Source organism: Nonomuraea sp. NPDC050783, assembly GCF_040802095.1.
In the GTDB taxonomy this organism is placed as follows: Bacteria; Actinomycetota; Actinomycetes; order Streptosporangiales; family Streptosporangiaceae; genus Nonomuraea.
Window position 1 is genome coordinate 381,712 of the sequence record NZ_JBFAHK010000005.1, and the last position, 14,441, is coordinate 396,152.

The following is a 14,441-nucleotide window of genomic DNA, read 5'->3' on the forward strand; positions in this document are numbered from 1 at the left end:
AGCTGGGCGTGACCGATCGACACGGGGGTCAGGTGGATAGGAGTCTGGACGACCGCCGGCGTGACGCCCTGGCGGCGGTGGCACCGGGCACGCCCTTGCGCGACGGCCTAGAGCGCATCCTGCGGGGGCAGACCGGCGGACTGATCGTGCTCGGCTACAACGACACCGTCGAGGCGGTGTGCAGCGGCGGCTTCACGCTCGACGTCGAGTTCTCGGCGACCCGGCTGCGCGAGCTGGCCAAGATGGACGGCGCCATCGTGATCAGCGGCGACGACAAGATCGTGCGGGCGGCCGTGCACCTCGTGCCCGATCCGGCCATCCCCACCGACGAGTCCGGCACCCGCCACCGCACCGCCCAGCGCGTCGCCCGCCAGACCGGCCTGCCCATCATCGCGATCAGCAAGTCGATGCGGATCATCGCCCTCTACCTCGACGGCATCCGCTACGTGCTGGAGGAGTCGGCGGCCATCCTGTCCAAGGCCAACCAGGCCCTGGCCACGCTCGAACGCTACAAGCACCGCCTCGACGAGGTCTCCGGCACGCTGTCGGCGCTGGAGATCGAAGACCTCGTCACCGTCCGCGACGTGGCCGCCGTCGCGCAGCGGCTGGAGATGGTGCGCCGCATCTCCGACGAGATCGAGGGCTACGTCGTCGAGCTGGGCACCGACGGGCGGCTGCTGTCCCTGCAGCTCGACGAGCTGGTGGCCGGGGTCGACTCCGAGCGCGAGCTGGTCGTGCGCGACTACCTCCCCGCGCCCGCGGGCCGGCGGCACAAGCGGCTGCCCGAGGCCATGCACGACCTCGACCAGCTCTCCGGGGCCGACCTGCTCGACCTGTCCGCGGTCGCCCACGTGCTGGGGCACGGGGCCGACAAGCTCGACAGCGCGGTCAGTCCGCGCGGCTTCCGGCTGCTCGCCAAGGTGCCCCGGCTGCCCGCCACCGTGGTCGACCGGCTGGTCAACCACTTCGGCGGGCTCCAGAAGCTGCTGGCGGCCAGCATCGACGACCTGCAGGCCGTGGGCGGGGTCGGGGAGTCCCGGGCGCGCAGCGTCCGCGAGGGGCTGTCCCGCCTCGCGGAGTCCTCCATCCTCGAACGCTACGTCTGAGCCCGCACCCGCCCGGGGCCGGGCGGTCAGCGGAGGTGGAAGACGCCCTTGGTGCTGCGGAGCCTGCCGAAGCGGGCGGTGGCGACGTACGTGCCGGGCAGGGCGCTCGGCGCGGTGGAGCGGCAGTCGGCGCTGGAGCGGCGGCGGTCCCAGCTCAGCGAGCGCACGTACGGCACGCCGCGCTGCAGCTCGGTCACGTCGCCCGCGACCCCGCTCACGCAGTCGGCCGTGGACCAGATGCGGTCCTGGCCGGAGGTGATGCGGATCTCCATGGCGCGCGGCCCCACGTCGGCCTTGCACATGACCGGGCCGGTGTTGACCAGTGTGGCGATGAACAGGGGCCGGGCGTCGCCCGCGTAGATCTGGTCCTTGCCGCCCTGCAGGCTGAGCACGAGGTCCTCCTCGGCGCAGGGCGCGCCGGGCCGCCTGGGCCTGGCGGCGGGGCTCGACCTGCCCGCGGTAGGGGTGGGCGAGGGGCTGGCGGTGCCCATCGCGAGCGTGCGCAGCCCGGCCAGCAGCGGGTCGTCCGCGGGCGTGACGCTGGGTGACGCCTTCGCCTCCGCGTCCCGCTCCGGCTCGCCCTCGCCCCCGCTGGAGCACGCCCACGCCACCACGGCCACCACGACGAGCACCGCCACCAGCACGCTCATCCGGCGTCGCCAGTAAACGTCACCGCCGTCGCCACGCATCGTCTCCGGGTCCATGACCTCCAGCATGGTGACCGGAAGGCTGCGGAGGGTGACGACACGCCGAGCTCATTCCCGTAGGCATACCCTTGTCGGCGTGGTTGAGCCTCATCTCCTGCACAACTCTGTCCTTCGTTGGTACGAGGACAACGCAAGGGACCTGCCGTGGCGGGCCGCCGACGCCACGCCGTGGGGCGTGCTGGTCAGCGAGATCATGCTGCAGCAGACCCCGGTCGCGCGCGTCCTGCCCGTCTGGCACGAGTGGATGCGGCGCTGGCCCGCCCCGAAGGACCTCGCGGCCGAGCAGCCGGGCGAGGCGGTGCGCCACTGGGGCAGGCTCGGCTACCCGCGGCGGGCGCTGCGCCTGCACGCCTGCGCGCGGGCGATCACCGACGAGCACGGCGGCGAGGTGCCCGCCGACCACGCCACCCTGCTGGCGCTGCCCGGCATCGGCGAGTACACCGCCGCGGCGGTCGCCAGCTTCGCCTACGGAGGCCGGCACGCGGTGCTGGACACCAACGTCCGGCGGGTGTTCGCCAGGGCCGTACGCGCCGAGGAGTACCCTCCTACGGCCACCTCGGCGGCCGAGCGGCGGCTGGCCGAGGCGCTGCTGCCCGAGCTGGGCGCGGCCCGGTGGGGCGTGGCGGTCATGGAGCTGGGGGCGCTGGTGTGCACGGCCCGCGCGCCGCGCTGCGCCGACTGCCCCATCGCCGGCGTGTGCGCCTGGCGGCTGGCGGGCAAGCCGCCGCACGCCGGCCCCGCGCGCAAGGGCCAGACGTACGCCGGCACCGACCGGCAGTGCCGCGGCCGGCTGCTGGCGGTGCTGCGCGCGGCCCACGGGCCGGTCCCCAAGGCGGCGCTGGACGTGGTCTGGGACGACGCGGTCCAGCGCGAGCGCGCCCTGGACGGCCTGGTCGCCGACGGCCTCGCCGAGGCCCTCGACGACGGCACCTACCGCCTCCCCCACGCCTGACCGGCCCCCGGGGTCAGCGCACCCAGGGCGGCACCAGGCGCTCGTCGCCCTTGGGGGCGAGGTCGCAGGCGTCCGGGGCGGAGGTGCCGTCCGGGTTGTAGACCTTCGTCCCGGCGGGAGCGGTCACGAGGGAGACGAACCCGCGCACCGGATCGGCGAGCATCCGCCGGCTCACGTCGGCGGGCAGCACCATCGTGTCGCCCGCCGCCACCTCGTACCGCTCCCCGCCCAGCTCCACCACCGCGGCCCCGTCGAGCCACGTCCACAGCACCTCGGCGTCGAAGGCGTGCACCGGCCCCTCCATGCCGGGCCTGGCGTCCACCCGCCACAGAGCCTGCCCGGCCGCCCCCTGCGTCGGGGAGGCGAGCGTGGTCATGACGCCGTTGGGCGTCTCGGTACGCCGGCACTCGGCGCTCGGCACGACGGTCATGGGTGTCCTCCCTCTCATCACACGATCCACGGCGGGGTGCCGTGGTCGTCGCCGTCGGCGGACATCGCCCTGGCGCCGGCCTGGGCGGTGACGACGGCGGTGTAACCGGTGTCCTGGCCGGCCGTGACGCGGCGCGGCGTGCGGGCCGGCATGACGACGGTGTCGCCCGCCGCCACGCCGAACCTCTCGCCGCCCAGCTCGACGGTGGCCGCCCCGTCCAGCCAGCTCCACACCTGCTCGACGTCGAAGTCGTGCAGCGGCCCCGCCGCGCCGGGCCGGGCGTCCACACGCCACATCGACCGGCCGGCCCCGCCCTGGGTGGGCGAGGCGAAGGTCGTCATGACCCCGCCGGGTGTCTCGGAGCGCCGCGCGTCGGCGGCGCGAATGACGGTCATACCGGGGAACCCCCTAAGATAGGCAACCTCGTTGTCCATCAATATAGTCAATCAGGTTGTCTATTGTGTCAAGCGACGCCCCTGGATTCGAGTTGCCGCTGCGCCTGCTGCTGGCGTTCCGGGCGCTCATCGACGAGCTGCACGCCGAGCTGTCCCGGCAGGGACATCCCGACATCAGGCCCATGCACGGATTCGTCATGCAGGCGATCGGCCCTCAGGGCACCACGGCGGTGGAGCTGGGGCGCGTCCTGGGCGTCTCCAAGCAGGCGGCCGGCAAGACGATCGAGACGCTGGAGCGCATCGGCTACGTGGAGCGCGCCGCCGACCCGCGCGACACCCGGCGCAAGATCGTACGCCTGACGCCGTACGGGATGGACGCGCTGCGCCGCTCGGCCCACATCTTCGAGACCCTGCGCGCCCGCTGGGCCGCCGAGCTGGGCGCGGACCGTCTGCGCGCGCTGGAGGCCGACCTGCGCAAGGTCACGCCGGGCAATCCGTGGCGGCTGGACATGCCCGGCTGGTTCGGCTCCCTGTAGGGGCGGGGCTCAGGCGGCGAGCTGGAGGCCCAGGCCCGTGAGGTTGCTGCGCGCCCAGTCCAGCTCCTCGGCCAGCAGCGACACCAGCGCCCCCGGCCCCTTGGCCCGCCCGGGGACCATCAGGTTGTGCGTCTCCACCTCGATGTGCGCGCTGCCGCTGACCGCGCCCGACAGCATGGCCGTCAGCGTGTCGTGCAGCACCGCGCCGGTGCTGGGTGTCTCGCCCGTGTGGTTGTGCACGTGGCCCAGCTTGACGACCGGCGCGCCGGCCGCGGCCAGGCCCTTGAGCGCCACCCCCGGCTCCTCCTCGCCGCAGGCGAGGTGACAGGCGTCCAGGCACACGCCCAGGTGCTCGGAGTCGATCCCGCCCACGCGCTCCAGCGCCTGCTCGGTCGTCTCCAGCACGCATCCGGGCCAGGGCTCGAAGCCGACCCGGATCGTCTTGCCGGTGACGCTGTAGATGCCGCGCAGCTCGCGGGCCAGCCGCTCCAGGCGGCGGGTGGCGATGGCGTGCAGGTCGGCCGGCCAGTCGCGCCGCCAGCCGATCGGGATCGTCGAGATGCTGCCGAACCGCACGTCCTCCGGCAGCAGGAAGGCCAGGATCCTGGCCAGGGCCATCGTGTAGCGGTAGCGCTCGGGCTTGGCCCAGTCGGGGCCGGGCACCTCCTGGTTGCGCCCGCCGGTGCCGTTGAGGCTCACCACCTCCAGGCCGCGCTCCTCCAGCGAGCGGCGCAGGCGGACGAGCTCGATGCGGTCGGCCGTGAGGTGGTCGGCCACGCTCGGCGACAACCACAGGCCGACGCCCATCCGCTCGACGCCGAGCCGCTTGCGCACGGGCACGGCGTAGCGGGTGAGGTGGGCGATCAGGTTCTCCAGGTCCTCGGCGGGGTGGACGCCTGCGTTGTAGGCGAGGTGAACGAGCGTTCCGTCATCGTGACGCAGGCGCATCGGTTTCCTCCACGGCTTGCTGGTGTGTGTCCGTCGCCCGCCCCGGACGTGCGGACCTCGTCGAGCATGTCTGCTCACGAGCTCCGCCGGCGTCCGCCCAGAGTTGATTCCTCGCTACTCCCCGGGGAGCAGGCCCCAGGCTAGGAACGCGCTCTTGTGGCTCACTTGGATGAGACTTGGCGATGCTCTACGCAGTGTAGTACTACTTGCGGTGGTGGTATACCCGCTCATCCAACAATTACGCAACGACGCCGTTACCATCCGTACGTCACGACGTGTCCCGTCCGGAGCGCCCGAACAACCTTCCGGGGAGGCACAGGATGCCACAGAGCGCCTTGCCCCGCGCACGCGAAAGCCCCCGTGTGACCAACCACACGGGGGCTTTCCTGGAAGCTCTCGCTACCTCAGTGCTGGATCCTCAGCGCCGGATCCTCAGTGCTGGATCGGGGCCGCGATGGCCGCCGCCGAGTCGGGGACCTGCGAGGCCGGCTCGCCCCGGAAGACGAACTTGGCCTCGTCGCCCTCTCCCTCGATCGTCACCTTCACGACCTGCCCCGGACGGAGCTCGCCGTAGAGGATCTTCTCCGACAGGGAGTCCTCCAGCTCGCGCTGGATGGTCCGGCGCAGCGGCCGGGCGCCCATGACCGGGTCGTAGCCGCGGTCGGCCAGCAGCTGCTTGGCCTCGGGCGAGACGTCGAGCCCCATGTCGCGGTCCTTCAGCCGGGCGTCGACCTGGGCGAGCATCAGATCCACGATCTGGATGATCTCGACCGGCGTCAGCTGGTGGAAGACCACGATGTCGTCGACACGGTTGAGGAACTCGGGCCGGAAGTGCTGCTTGAGCTCCTCCTGGACCTTCGCCTTCATCCGCTCGTAGTTGGACTCGGTGTCGTTGGACTTCGCGAACCCGACCCCGATGCCCTTGGAGATGTCGCGGGTGCCGAGGTTGGTGGTCATGATGATGACCGTGTTCTTGAAGTCGACCACCCGACCCTGGGCGTCGGTCAGGCGACCGTCCTCCAGGATCTGCAGCAGCGAGTTGAAGATGTCGGGGTGGGCCTTCTCGATCTCGTCGAACAGGACCACGGAGAACGGCTTGCGCCGCACCTTCTCGGTGAGCTGGCCGCCCTCCTCGTAACCGACGTAGCCGGGAGGCGAGCCGAACAGCCTGGAGACGGTGTGCTTCTCCATGAACTCCGACATGTCCAGGCTGATCAGAGCGTCCTCGTCACCGAAGAGGAACTCCGCCAGAGCCTTGGACAGCTCGGTCTTACCGACGCCGGAGGGACCCGCGAAGATGAACGAGCCACCGGGACGGCGCGGGTCCTTCAGGCCGGCGCGGGTGCGCCGGATGGACCGCGACAGGCCCTTGATGGCGTCGTCCTGGCCGATGATCCGCTTGTGGAGCTCGTCCTCCATGCGGAGCAGGCGCTGCGACTCCTCCTCGGTCAGCTTGAAGACCGGGATGCCGGTGGCGGTCGCCAGGACCTCGGCGATGAGCTCCTGGGTGACCTCGGCCACGACGTCCATGTCGCCGGCCTTCCACTCCTTCTCCCGGCGCTCGCGCTTGAGCTGGAGCTGCTTCTCCTGGTCGCGGAGGGCAGCCGCCTTCTCGAAGTCCTGCGCGTCGATCGCGGACTCCTTGTCGCGGCGCACGTTGGCGATCTTCTCGTCGTACTCGCGCAGGTCCGGCGGAGCGGTCATCCGGCGGATGCGCATCCGCGAGCCGGCCTCGTCGATGAGGTCGATCGCCTTGTCGGGAAGGTAGCGGTCGCTGATGTAGCGGTCGGCGAGCTGGGCCGCGGCCACCAGCGCGTCGTCGGTGATGGACACGCGGTGGTGCGCCTCGTAGCGGTCGCGCAGACCCTTGAGGATCTCGATCGTGTGGCTGAGCGAGGGCTCGGCCACCTGGATCGGCTGGAAGCGGCGCTCCAGCGCGGCGTCCTTCTCGAGGTACTTGCGGTATTCGTCGAGCGTGGTCGCGCCGATCGTCTGCAGCTCGCCGCGGGCCAGCATCGGCTTGAGGATGCTGGCGGCGTCGATCGCGCCCTCCGCGGCGCCCGCACCCACGAGCGTGTGCAGCTCGTCGATGAACAGGATGATGTCGCCGCGCGTGCGGATCTCCTTGAGCACCTTCTTCAGGCGCTCCTCGAAGTCGCCGCGGTAGCGGGAGCCGGCGACCAGGGCGCCGAGGTCAAGCGTGTAGAGCTGCTTGTCCTTCAGCGTCTCGGGCACCTCGCCCCTGACGATCTTCTGCGACAGGCCCTCGACGACGGCGGTCTTGCCGACGCCGGGCTCGCCGATGAGAACGGGGTTGTTCTTGGTCCTCCGGGAGAGGACCTGCATGACCCGCTCGATCTCCTTCTCACGGCCGATGACCGGATCCAGCTTGCCCTCGCGGGCGGCCTGGGTCAGGTTGCGGCCGAACTGGTCGAGGACCAGGGACGTGGACGGGGCCGACTCCTGGGGGCCACCCGCGGCGGCCGGCTCCTTGCCCTGGTAACCGTGGAGCAGCTGGATGACCTGCTGCCGGACCCGGTTGAGATCAGCTCCAAGCTTGACCAGCACCTGGGCCGCCACACCCTCACCCTCGCGGATGAGCCCGAGCAGGATGTGCTCGGTGCCGATGTAGTTGTGGCCCAGCTGCAGAGCCTCACGGAGCGACAGCTCGAGGACCTTCTTGGCCCGCGGGGTGAAGGGAATGTGCCCCGACGGAGCCGACTGGCCCTGGCCGATGATCTCCTCGACCTGCTGGCGCACACCCTCAAGGCTGATGCCCAGGCTCTCCAGAGCCTTGGCGGCAACGCCCTCACCTTCGTGGATCAAGCCAAGAAGAATGTGCTCAGTGCCGATGTAGTTGTGGTTGAGCATCCTGGCCTCTTCTTGGGCCAAGACGACAACACGCCTCGCTCGGTCGGTGAACCTCTCGAACATCTCGTCGCTCCTCACAGAGCGGTCAGTCAGGCCGGTAAATCCGGTCCCGTCCTCCCGCATGCTAGCCCTGGCTCGGCGAACCGTGCCCATCGCCTCTGACACGCTCTATAGCAGAGACGTTCCCCGAGAGCAGGGCGTTCACCCTCCATCCAACTACTGTTAGGGGGTGACGTGTTCCCGATACGCCGCAAGCGAACGATGTTTAGGCCGCTACGGGGAGGCGACACTGAATTGCCGCCGCGACGCACCCAGATCAACACGGATCGGCCCCCGGACGCCCGGGCCGCCTGCCCGTCGAGGGGCCGCGCCCGCCGCATCGCCGGTGATGCCGCGTCCGTATCTCTGTTACGCAATCACTGTATGTCGTCCGGCAATGGAAGGCCAAGTGAGCGCGCTACGCCCTGAGCATGACCCGGTACCTACCGCTCCCCCGGTCAATCCCCATCCGGTCAGCAGGGTTACCGGACGGCGGCGGCGGCCCCCGCGCGAGTGGAGATCACGGATTAGGCCCCCTCGGCGAAGATTCACAGCTTTTACCCAGGAACGGGGGCGGGAGCCCGCATACCCCATTCAACGTACGTTCCCGCGTCCGGATCGCCGCAATCCCCGGCCGTCACGCCATCAATCCCCCGGCGCGTTACGGCATCGCCGCTCCGGCGTCCCCCGGGCACGCCTCAAGGAACGGGCCGCCCTCAGCATTCAGCATTCGGGCAGAACGGACATCACGCCTTCACATATGCGGGCGCCCGCCCGGTGAAACGGCACCGGGCACGGGGCCGTGACACGCGGCCAAAACGCCCGCATATGGACGAGTCAGCGGTTCGTCCGCCGCGGCGTTCCGGTATTTGGAACGCCGCCGTAAATGATCATGCGCTTATGGCGGCCGCCGGGGTCCAAGGCGAACGGCATAAGCGCATGGTCGTACGACGGCTCTTTCAGTGAGCCGCCTCGTACTTCTCGACGACGGTCGAGGCGATACGGCCACGCTCGCTGACCGGCAGACCGTGGGCCTTGGCCCACTGCCGGATCTCCGCGCTCTTCTCCCGGCTCATCGCACTTCTGCCGCTACGACCGCGACGACGTGCGGAGGTTGCGGCGCCCGCCCGGCGCGCGTGCTGCACGAAAGGCGAGAGCGCGTCCCTCAGCTTCTTGGCGTTAAGGTCGCTGAGGTCAATCTCATAGGAGGAGCCGTCAATAGCGAAGCTGACCGTCTCATTGGCCTCGCCCCCATCGAGGTCATCGATGAGAATCTCCTGGATCTGCTTGGCCATCTACGCAATCCTTTCGCGGGCATTGTTTCATTCGCCTGCCCAAACATATACCCGGAAAGGCGCTGAGACAATTCAGCCACTGCGGGATTCGCTGACTGGCCGATCAGTTCTGCTTCTCGGCCGGCTCCTGAGGCTTAGGGTGCCGCCCGGGGCCCTCGTACCGGACCAACTTCACCACGCCAAAGATGAAGGCTCCGGCCACCACGGCCGGGGGGATGAGCGCTGACAATACGTCCGTTAGGGCTTCCATTCGTCCTCGCCTCCACGGCAGACAGGGTTTGGGGGGCGCTATATGCGCCCGGGGTCGCCGCCTTGAGATCGTGACCCCTGTGCAGCGTACGGCGACAACCGCCCGCATCCGACCATAGCGGCACACACATGCCCTGCGCGTCGCAGGGGCGCCGACATCCGGCAACCCGGACGCCCCATAGCCTAATGCCAGTCTCTCCAGACTCCTTACCGGATCAAGCGAAAACTTTGCGAAAAGGCGTCGGCGCAGGTGCGGAAGGCTCAGCGAAGATCTTTTACCACACGCGTTCCGGCCAGCCGGTCGTGCGGACCACGCTCCAGCGGCTTGTCCATCAGGATGAGCAGACCCACCCCGAACAGCAACATTCCGGCGAGGAGATTGACCACCGGAATGCCCACCAGCATGAGCGGCCCCGGATAGACCAGGGCCCGTTTCAGGGCCGCGCCGGACGCCGGACGGCCGGGGGCCAGGCGAATCCGCATGATCACCTTGCCGAACGTGCGGCCGCCCCGGGAATGGGCCCACCAGTCGTAGCCCGCATAAGCCGCCCCGGCGACCAGCCAGGCGCCCACACCGGGCAACCGGCCGTCGAAGACCTGCAACATCCCGACAGTTCGGAAGATGCCCCACAGGGCGATGAACAGAATGTAATAGAAGACCCCGAAGACGAGCGCTTCAATCAGCCGGGCGGCGAGCCGTTCCCACCATTCCGCCGGCAGCGTGTCCGCGCGCGGCACCGTACCGGCCATAACCTCCACCTCGCGTCGTCGGCGGCCCCGGCGGGGCGTGCAGGTCCTCCCATTCTGGTACGGCCCCGCGGGCAAAACATAGGGGCCGGCGGGAAGCCGGCCCCTATGGTGACGTCCGCGGACTACTTGATCTTGACGACCACCGTCCGCGCGAACTTGTCGGCGAACGTCTGCTGCAACGGCTTGTCCCAGAGCTGGGAGGCGCCGTTGACGGCGACGCCGGCCCACGCGAGCAGCGCGGGGATCAGCGGGATCGGGACGGCGTTGAGCACCCACCAGCCCCACGTGCCGACGGCGCGCTTGAGCGCGGCGTCGGTCGGCAGGCCCTTGGGCGGCATCGCCTGGCCGACGGGGACGACCTTGATGCCCATCACCATCTTGCCGACGGTCTGGCCGTTCGCCTTCAGCAGGAAGAAGTCGTAGGCCACCCAGAGGAGGGTCACCACGACCGACGACAGGATGCCGACCACGATCGACGAGGCGAACCCGGAGCTGCTGCCGTCGAGCGAGCTGTAGGTGGCCACGAAGAGGAGGCCGAAGATCAGGCCGACGACGATGTTGAGGATGAACAGGATGACGCCGTCGATCAGCCTGGCCACCAGGCGCTGCCACCACTCGGCGAGCGGGGCGGGGGCGCCGGGCGGCTGGACGCCGACCGGCTGGCCGTAGCCGGGCTGCTGGCCGTACTGCTGCTGGCCGTAGCCCGGCTGCCCGTAGCCCTGCTGCTGACCGTAGCCCGGCTGCTGGCCATAGCCCTGCTGCTGGCCGTAGTCCGGCTGGGCCTGCTGGCCGTAGCCGTACGCCTGGCCGTACTGCTGGTCGCCGTACTGGCCGGGGCCGGAGGAAGGCTGCTGGCCGTAGCCCGGCTGGGACTGCGGCTGCTGGCCGTACTGCTGCTGGCCGTAGTCGGGCTGCGACTGCGGCTGCTGCCCGTAACCGGGCTGCTGGCCGTAGTCCGGTTGCGACTGCGGCTGCTGGGCGTAGCCCTGCTGGCCGTAACCGGGCTGCTGGCCGTAGTCGGGCTGGGACTGTGGCTGCTGGCCGTAACCCGGCTGGGCGCCGTACTGGCCCGAGGAGGGCTGCTGACCGTAGCCCGGCTGGGACTGCGGCTGCTGGCCGTACTGCTGCTGCCCGTAGTCCGGCTGCGACTGCGGCTGCTGCCCGTACTGGGGCTGCTGGCCGTAGCCCTGCTGCTGGCCGTACTGCTGCTGCCCGTAGTCCGGCTGGGACTGCGGCTGCTGCCCGTAGCCGGGCTGCTGGCCGTAGCCCGGTTGGGACTGCGGCTGCTGGCCGTACTGCTGCTGGCCGTAGTCCGGCTGCGACTGCGGCTGCTGGCCGTACTGGGGCTGCTGGCCGTAGCCCTGCTGCCCGTACTGCGGCTGCTGGCCGTAGCCCTGCTGCTGGTTGTAGGGGGGTTGACCGAATGCGTCGTCCGCGCGGTAGCCGACCACGGTGGCGTCGGGGTCCGGCTCGCCGGGGTGGCGGCCGGGGTTCTGCTGCCCGTAGTGGGGATTGCCGGGCGCGGAGTTCTCGCCGGATTCGTCTTGTGGATACGGCGGCTGTCCGGTGCTCACCGTGTCACCTCGCTTCGAGTGCGCATGTGGCACATGTCAGGGCACATGCCTGTGCTGCCCAACGTATCGACATAGGTATCAACAATCACCTTTCCGTCTGGTCAAGGCCTGCGTCACCCGATGTCAGATGGAGCAGCATGCGGGTGTTGCCCAGGGTGTTCGGCTTGACGTGCTCCAGGTCGAGGAACTCCGCCACACCCTCGTCGTACGAGGCCAGCAACTCGGCGTAGACCTCAGGGGAGACGGGTGTTCCCTGGATGGGGCGGAAACCGTGCCTGGCGAAGAAGTCGACCTCAAAAGTCAGACAGAATACACGTCGCAGACCAAGATCCTTCGCCTGCTGTATGAGTGCCTCGACGATCCGGTGGCCGATGCCCATGCCGCGGTGTTCCGGATCGACGGCGACCGTACGGACCTCGGCGAGGTCCTCCCACAGGACGTGGAGGGCACCGCAGCCGGCGACCCGCCCGCCGAGCTCGGCCACCCAGAACTCCTGTACGTCCTCGTACAGCGTCACCGTGGTCTTCTCCAGGAGCCGGGGACCCGCGCCCGCGTAGGTGTCGACCAGGCGCCTGATCCCGCGGACGTCGGGCGTGCGGGCACGCCGGACCACCACCGCGGTCTCGGGCACTGTCAGTTCGGCCACCTGCTCCATGGCTCTCCAGAGTACAGATGTCATTACGGCTCGGACTTATCTCCCTCTGCCCGCGCCGTTCCACGCCACGCCCCGGTCACCTGCGGACAGGCCCGGCATCGACGTCCGTCCGGCAGAACCAACGGCAAAGAGGACATAAAGTCTCTTCTGTACGCTTGATCACGAGATCACCTTGTGACCCTTCAGTTGTGAAACCTCAACAGATCAAGCAGTTCTGGTTGAGCAGGAACCGGGAGTGCATTAGTGTCCAGCGACGATGTTCCCCGCGTGTCGTACGTGAGGAACACGCCCAATTCCCGCAAGGGAAGCCGGGGAACCGCCGATGGCGCCCGCCGCACGCCATCACGGGGTGAATCCGAGTCTTCGGTAGGGCTGCTCCGGCCCGAACCCGTCAGCTAACCCGGTAGGCGTCGAGGAAAGGAGCTGGTTGGTGAAGCGCACGCGTACGCGTGGGAACAAGAGGTCGGCGGGCACCGGTGCCCGCCCCGCGGAACGGCTCCGGCGGCCGTTCCGGCTCGGAGTGATGGCCACCGTGGTCGCCGCGCTCCTGGTCGCCGTCCCCACAGCCCCGGCGTCCGCGGATCCCAAGCCGTCGCTCAAGGAGCTGTCCGACAAGGTCGAGAAGCTGCACGTCGAGATCGAGACGCTGACGGAGCAGTACAACGGCCAGCGGGAGAAGTACAAGACCGCCAAGAAGGCCGCAGAGGCCGCGCAGAAGACGCTGGCCGACAGCCAGGCCGATCTGGCCGCCAAGCGCGCCAAGGCCGTCATGCTCGCCCAGAACGCCTACATCACCGGCGGGCTCAACCGCACCCTCGCCTTCACCCAGGCCAAGGATCCCGAGGCGTTCCTCGACCGCGCCGCCACCACGCAGGCGCTGGAGGCCCAGCAGGGCGAGGAGGTCAACCAGCTCCTCAAGGCCATGGACGCGGCCACCCGCGCCGAGGCCGGCGCCAAGACCCGCATCGAGGAGCTGCGCCGGATCGTCGCCGACCTCGAAGCCAAGCGCGAAAAGATCACCAAGCTGGTGGCCAGGACGGAGAGCAGCCTCTACCGGCGCGCGCTCGGCGAGGCCGGGCAGCCCGGCACCCGCGCGGTCCGCGTCAACCTGCCGATCCCGGGCAGCGGCAAGGCCGCCGAGGCCGTCAGGTGGGCGCTCACGCAGCAGCTCAAGCCGTACGTGTGGGGCGCCGCGGGCCCGAGCTCCTACGACTGCTCCGGCCTGGTCATGGCCGCCTTCCAGCGGGTCGGCATCTCGCTGCCGCACTACACCGGCGACCAGTGGACCGCGGGCCGGCACGTCTCCAGGGAGGAGCTGCGCCCGGGTGACCTGGTCTTCTTCTACAGCGATCTGCACCACGTCGGCATCTACATCGGCGGGGGCATGATGATCCACGCCCCGCGGACGGGTGACGTCGTGCGGGTCGCCTCGCTCGCGAACCGGCCCTTCGCCGGCGCGGTCCGCGTCGCGGACTGACCCCGTTCTCGAACCGGCCGCCCGCCTCCTGAGCGCCGGTCCGTCCTGCTTCGTCCCTCCCTGTCGATGAGCCGCGAGCCTCAGATGAGCTGGCGGCGTGCCGCCCAGGCCACGGCCTCGATGGCCGTGGCCACGCCGATCCGGTCACAGATGCCGCGCAACCGGCGGCGCACCGTCCTCCCACTGATGTCCAGACGCCTGCCCACGCGATCTACCGTGACGCCCTTGGCCAGCTCGCCGAGTAAAGCCAGATCCGCATGGCTCAGCTCAACGCCTTCAGTGAGCACATCCATCGGGAGCCCTCCCCCCCAACAGCAGAATTTGGACCATACAACGGGCCAAAGCCGCTCGTCTCGCAGACGGTAAACGCATCTCCGAAAGGTCGTCAAGCACGATAAATCCGCTCCTTGACGAGCGCTATTGACATGATCCCGCATATGTGACGTACTCGCCATAT

The 14,441-nt window shown here is 69.6% G+C and carries 14 protein-coding genes and 1 riboswitch; of the genes, 4 read left to right on the forward strand and 10 right to left on the reverse strand.

From position 1 onward, the window contains the following. Positions 1-32 precede the first annotated feature (32 nt). Positions 33-1,106, forward strand: a complete 1,074-nt coding sequence (gene disA / locus AB0H75_RS16360) for a DNA integrity scanning diadenylate cyclase DisA (RefSeq protein ID WP_367796717.1) — start codon at positions 33-35, stop codon at positions 1,104-1,106. Between the two features lie 26 nt (positions 1,107-1,132). On the opposite strand, the gene AB0H75_RS16365 is transcribed toward disA, so the two are convergent. Further along, entirely contained in the window at positions 1,133-1,822 is a 690-nt protein-coding gene (locus tag AB0H75_RS16365; RefSeq protein WP_367796719.1) for a hypothetical protein, read from the reverse strand. A gap of 67 nt (positions 1,823-1,889) precedes the next feature. Here AB0H75_RS16365 and AB0H75_RS16370 point away from each other — a divergent pair, with 67 nt between their 5' ends. Continuing rightward, positions 1,890-2,765, forward strand: a complete 876-nt coding sequence (locus tag AB0H75_RS16370; protein WP_367796721.1) for an A/G-specific adenine glycosylase — start codon at positions 1,890-1,892, stop codon at positions 2,763-2,765. Between the two features lie 13 nt (positions 2,766-2,778). Here AB0H75_RS16370 and AB0H75_RS16375 read toward each other — a convergent pair whose 3' ends face one another. Both AB0H75_RS16375 and AB0H75_RS16380 read right to left on the reverse strand, forming a co-directional pair. Next, positions 2,779-3,195, reverse strand: a complete 417-nt coding sequence (locus tag AB0H75_RS16375; protein WP_367796723.1) for a cupin domain-containing protein — start codon at positions 3,193-3,195, stop codon at positions 2,779-2,781. Between the two features lie 17 nt (positions 3,196-3,212). Then, positions 3,213-3,590, reverse strand: a complete 378-nt coding sequence (locus AB0H75_RS16380) for a cupin domain-containing protein (protein ID WP_367796725.1) — start codon at positions 3,588-3,590, stop codon at positions 3,213-3,215. A gap of 65 nt (positions 3,591-3,655) precedes the next feature. Between AB0H75_RS16380 and AB0H75_RS16385 the strand changes: the two genes are divergently transcribed. Beyond that, complete coding sequence (locus tag AB0H75_RS16385) at positions 3,656-4,126, forward strand: MarR family winged helix-turn-helix transcriptional regulator (RefSeq protein ID WP_367797141.1); 471 nt, start codon at positions 3,656-3,658, stop codon at positions 4,124-4,126. Between the two features lie 9 nt (positions 4,127-4,135). Here the strand turns inward: AB0H75_RS16385 and AB0H75_RS16390 are convergent, their stop codons facing one another. From AB0H75_RS16390 to AB0H75_RS16415, 6 genes are all read right to left on the reverse strand, one after another. Beyond that, positions 4,136-5,074, reverse strand: a complete 939-nt coding sequence (locus AB0H75_RS16390) for a TIM barrel protein (protein WP_367796727.1) — start codon at positions 5,072-5,074, stop codon at positions 4,136-4,138. Positions 5,075-5,506: 432 nt separating this feature from the next. Then, a complete protein-coding gene (locus AB0H75_RS16395) occupies positions 5,507-8,008 on the reverse strand; it encodes an ATP-dependent Clp protease ATP-binding subunit (RefSeq protein ID WP_367796729.1) in 2,502 nt (833 codons plus the stop codon). A gap of 935 nt (positions 8,009-8,943) precedes the next feature. Then, on the reverse strand, positions 8,944-9,279 hold the full coding sequence (locus AB0H75_RS16400) for an Lsr2 family protein (protein ID WP_367796731.1): 336 nt from the start codon (positions 9,277-9,279) through the stop codon (positions 8,944-8,946). 510 nt (positions 9,280-9,789) lie between these two features. Beyond that, complete coding sequence (locus AB0H75_RS16405) at positions 9,790-10,278, reverse strand: RDD family protein (protein WP_367796733.1); 489 nt, start codon at positions 10,276-10,278, stop codon at positions 9,790-9,792. Positions 10,279-10,400: 122 nt separating this feature from the next. Then, positions 10,401-11,852 (reverse strand): RDD family protein, encoded by a 1,452-nt coding sequence (locus AB0H75_RS16410; protein ID WP_367796735.1) that lies wholly within the window; start codon positions 11,850-11,852, stop codon positions 10,401-10,403. Between the two features lie 85 nt (positions 11,853-11,937). Further along, on the reverse strand, positions 11,938-12,507 hold the full coding sequence (locus AB0H75_RS16415; protein ID WP_367796737.1) for an amino-acid N-acetyltransferase: 570 nt from the start codon (positions 12,505-12,507) through the stop codon (positions 11,938-11,940). 276 nt (positions 12,508-12,783) lie between these two features. Beyond that, positions 12,784-12,932, forward strand: a riboswitch (cyclic di-AMP (ydaO/yuaA leader). A 5-nt stretch (positions 12,933-12,937) separates the two neighbouring features. On the opposite strand from AB0H75_RS16415, the gene AB0H75_RS16420 reads away from it, so the two are divergent. Continuing rightward, positions 12,938-13,984 (forward strand): NlpC/P60 family protein, encoded by a 1,047-nt coding sequence (locus AB0H75_RS16420; protein WP_367796739.1) that lies wholly within the window; start codon positions 12,938-12,940, stop codon positions 13,982-13,984. Positions 13,985-14,064: 80 nt separating this feature from the next. Here the strand turns inward: AB0H75_RS16420 and AB0H75_RS16425 are convergent, their stop codons facing one another. Further along, positions 14,065-14,277 carry a LuxR C-terminal-related transcriptional regulator gene (locus AB0H75_RS16425; RefSeq protein WP_367796741.1) on the reverse strand — a complete coding sequence of 71 codons (213 nt, stop codon included), beginning with the start codon at positions 14,275-14,277 and terminating at the stop codon, positions 14,065-14,067. Positions 14,278-14,441: the final 164 nt, after the last annotated feature.

Bases quoted from the DNA above. Each gene is read 5' to 3' on its own strand.
- AB0H75_RS16365 (WP_367796719.1), bottom strand. From the start codon at position 1,822: ATGCTGGAGGTCATGGACCCGGAGACGATGCGTGGCGACGGCGGTGAC.
- AB0H75_RS16375 (WP_367796723.1), bottom strand. From the start codon at position 3,195: ATGACCGTCGTGCCGAGCGCCGAGTGCCGGCGTACCGAGACGCCCAAC.
- AB0H75_RS16380 (WP_367796725.1), bottom strand. From the start codon at position 3,590: ATGACCGTCATTCGCGCCGCCGACGCGCGGCGCTCCGAGACACCCGGC.
- AB0H75_RS16390 (WP_367796727.1), bottom strand. From the start codon at position 5,074: ATGCGCCTGCGTCACGATGACGGAACGCTCGTTCACCTCGCCTACAAC.
- AB0H75_RS16395 (WP_367796729.1), bottom strand. From the start codon at position 8,008: ATGTTCGAGAGGTTCACCGACCGAGCGAGGCGTGTTGTCGTCTTGGCC.
- AB0H75_RS16400 (WP_367796731.1), bottom strand. From the start codon at position 9,279: ATGGCCAAGCAGATCCAGGAGATTCTCATCGATGACCTCGATGGGGGC.
- AB0H75_RS16405 (WP_367796733.1), bottom strand. From the start codon at position 10,278: ATGGCCGGTACGGTGCCGCGCGCGGACACGCTGCCGGCGGAATGGTGG.
- AB0H75_RS16415 (WP_367796737.1), bottom strand. From the start codon at position 12,507: ATGGAGCAGGTGGCCGAACTGACAGTGCCCGAGACCGCGGTGGTGGTC.
- AB0H75_RS16425 (WP_367796741.1), bottom strand. From the start codon at position 14,277: ATGGATGTGCTCACTGAAGGCGTTGAGCTGAGCCATGCGGATCTGGCT.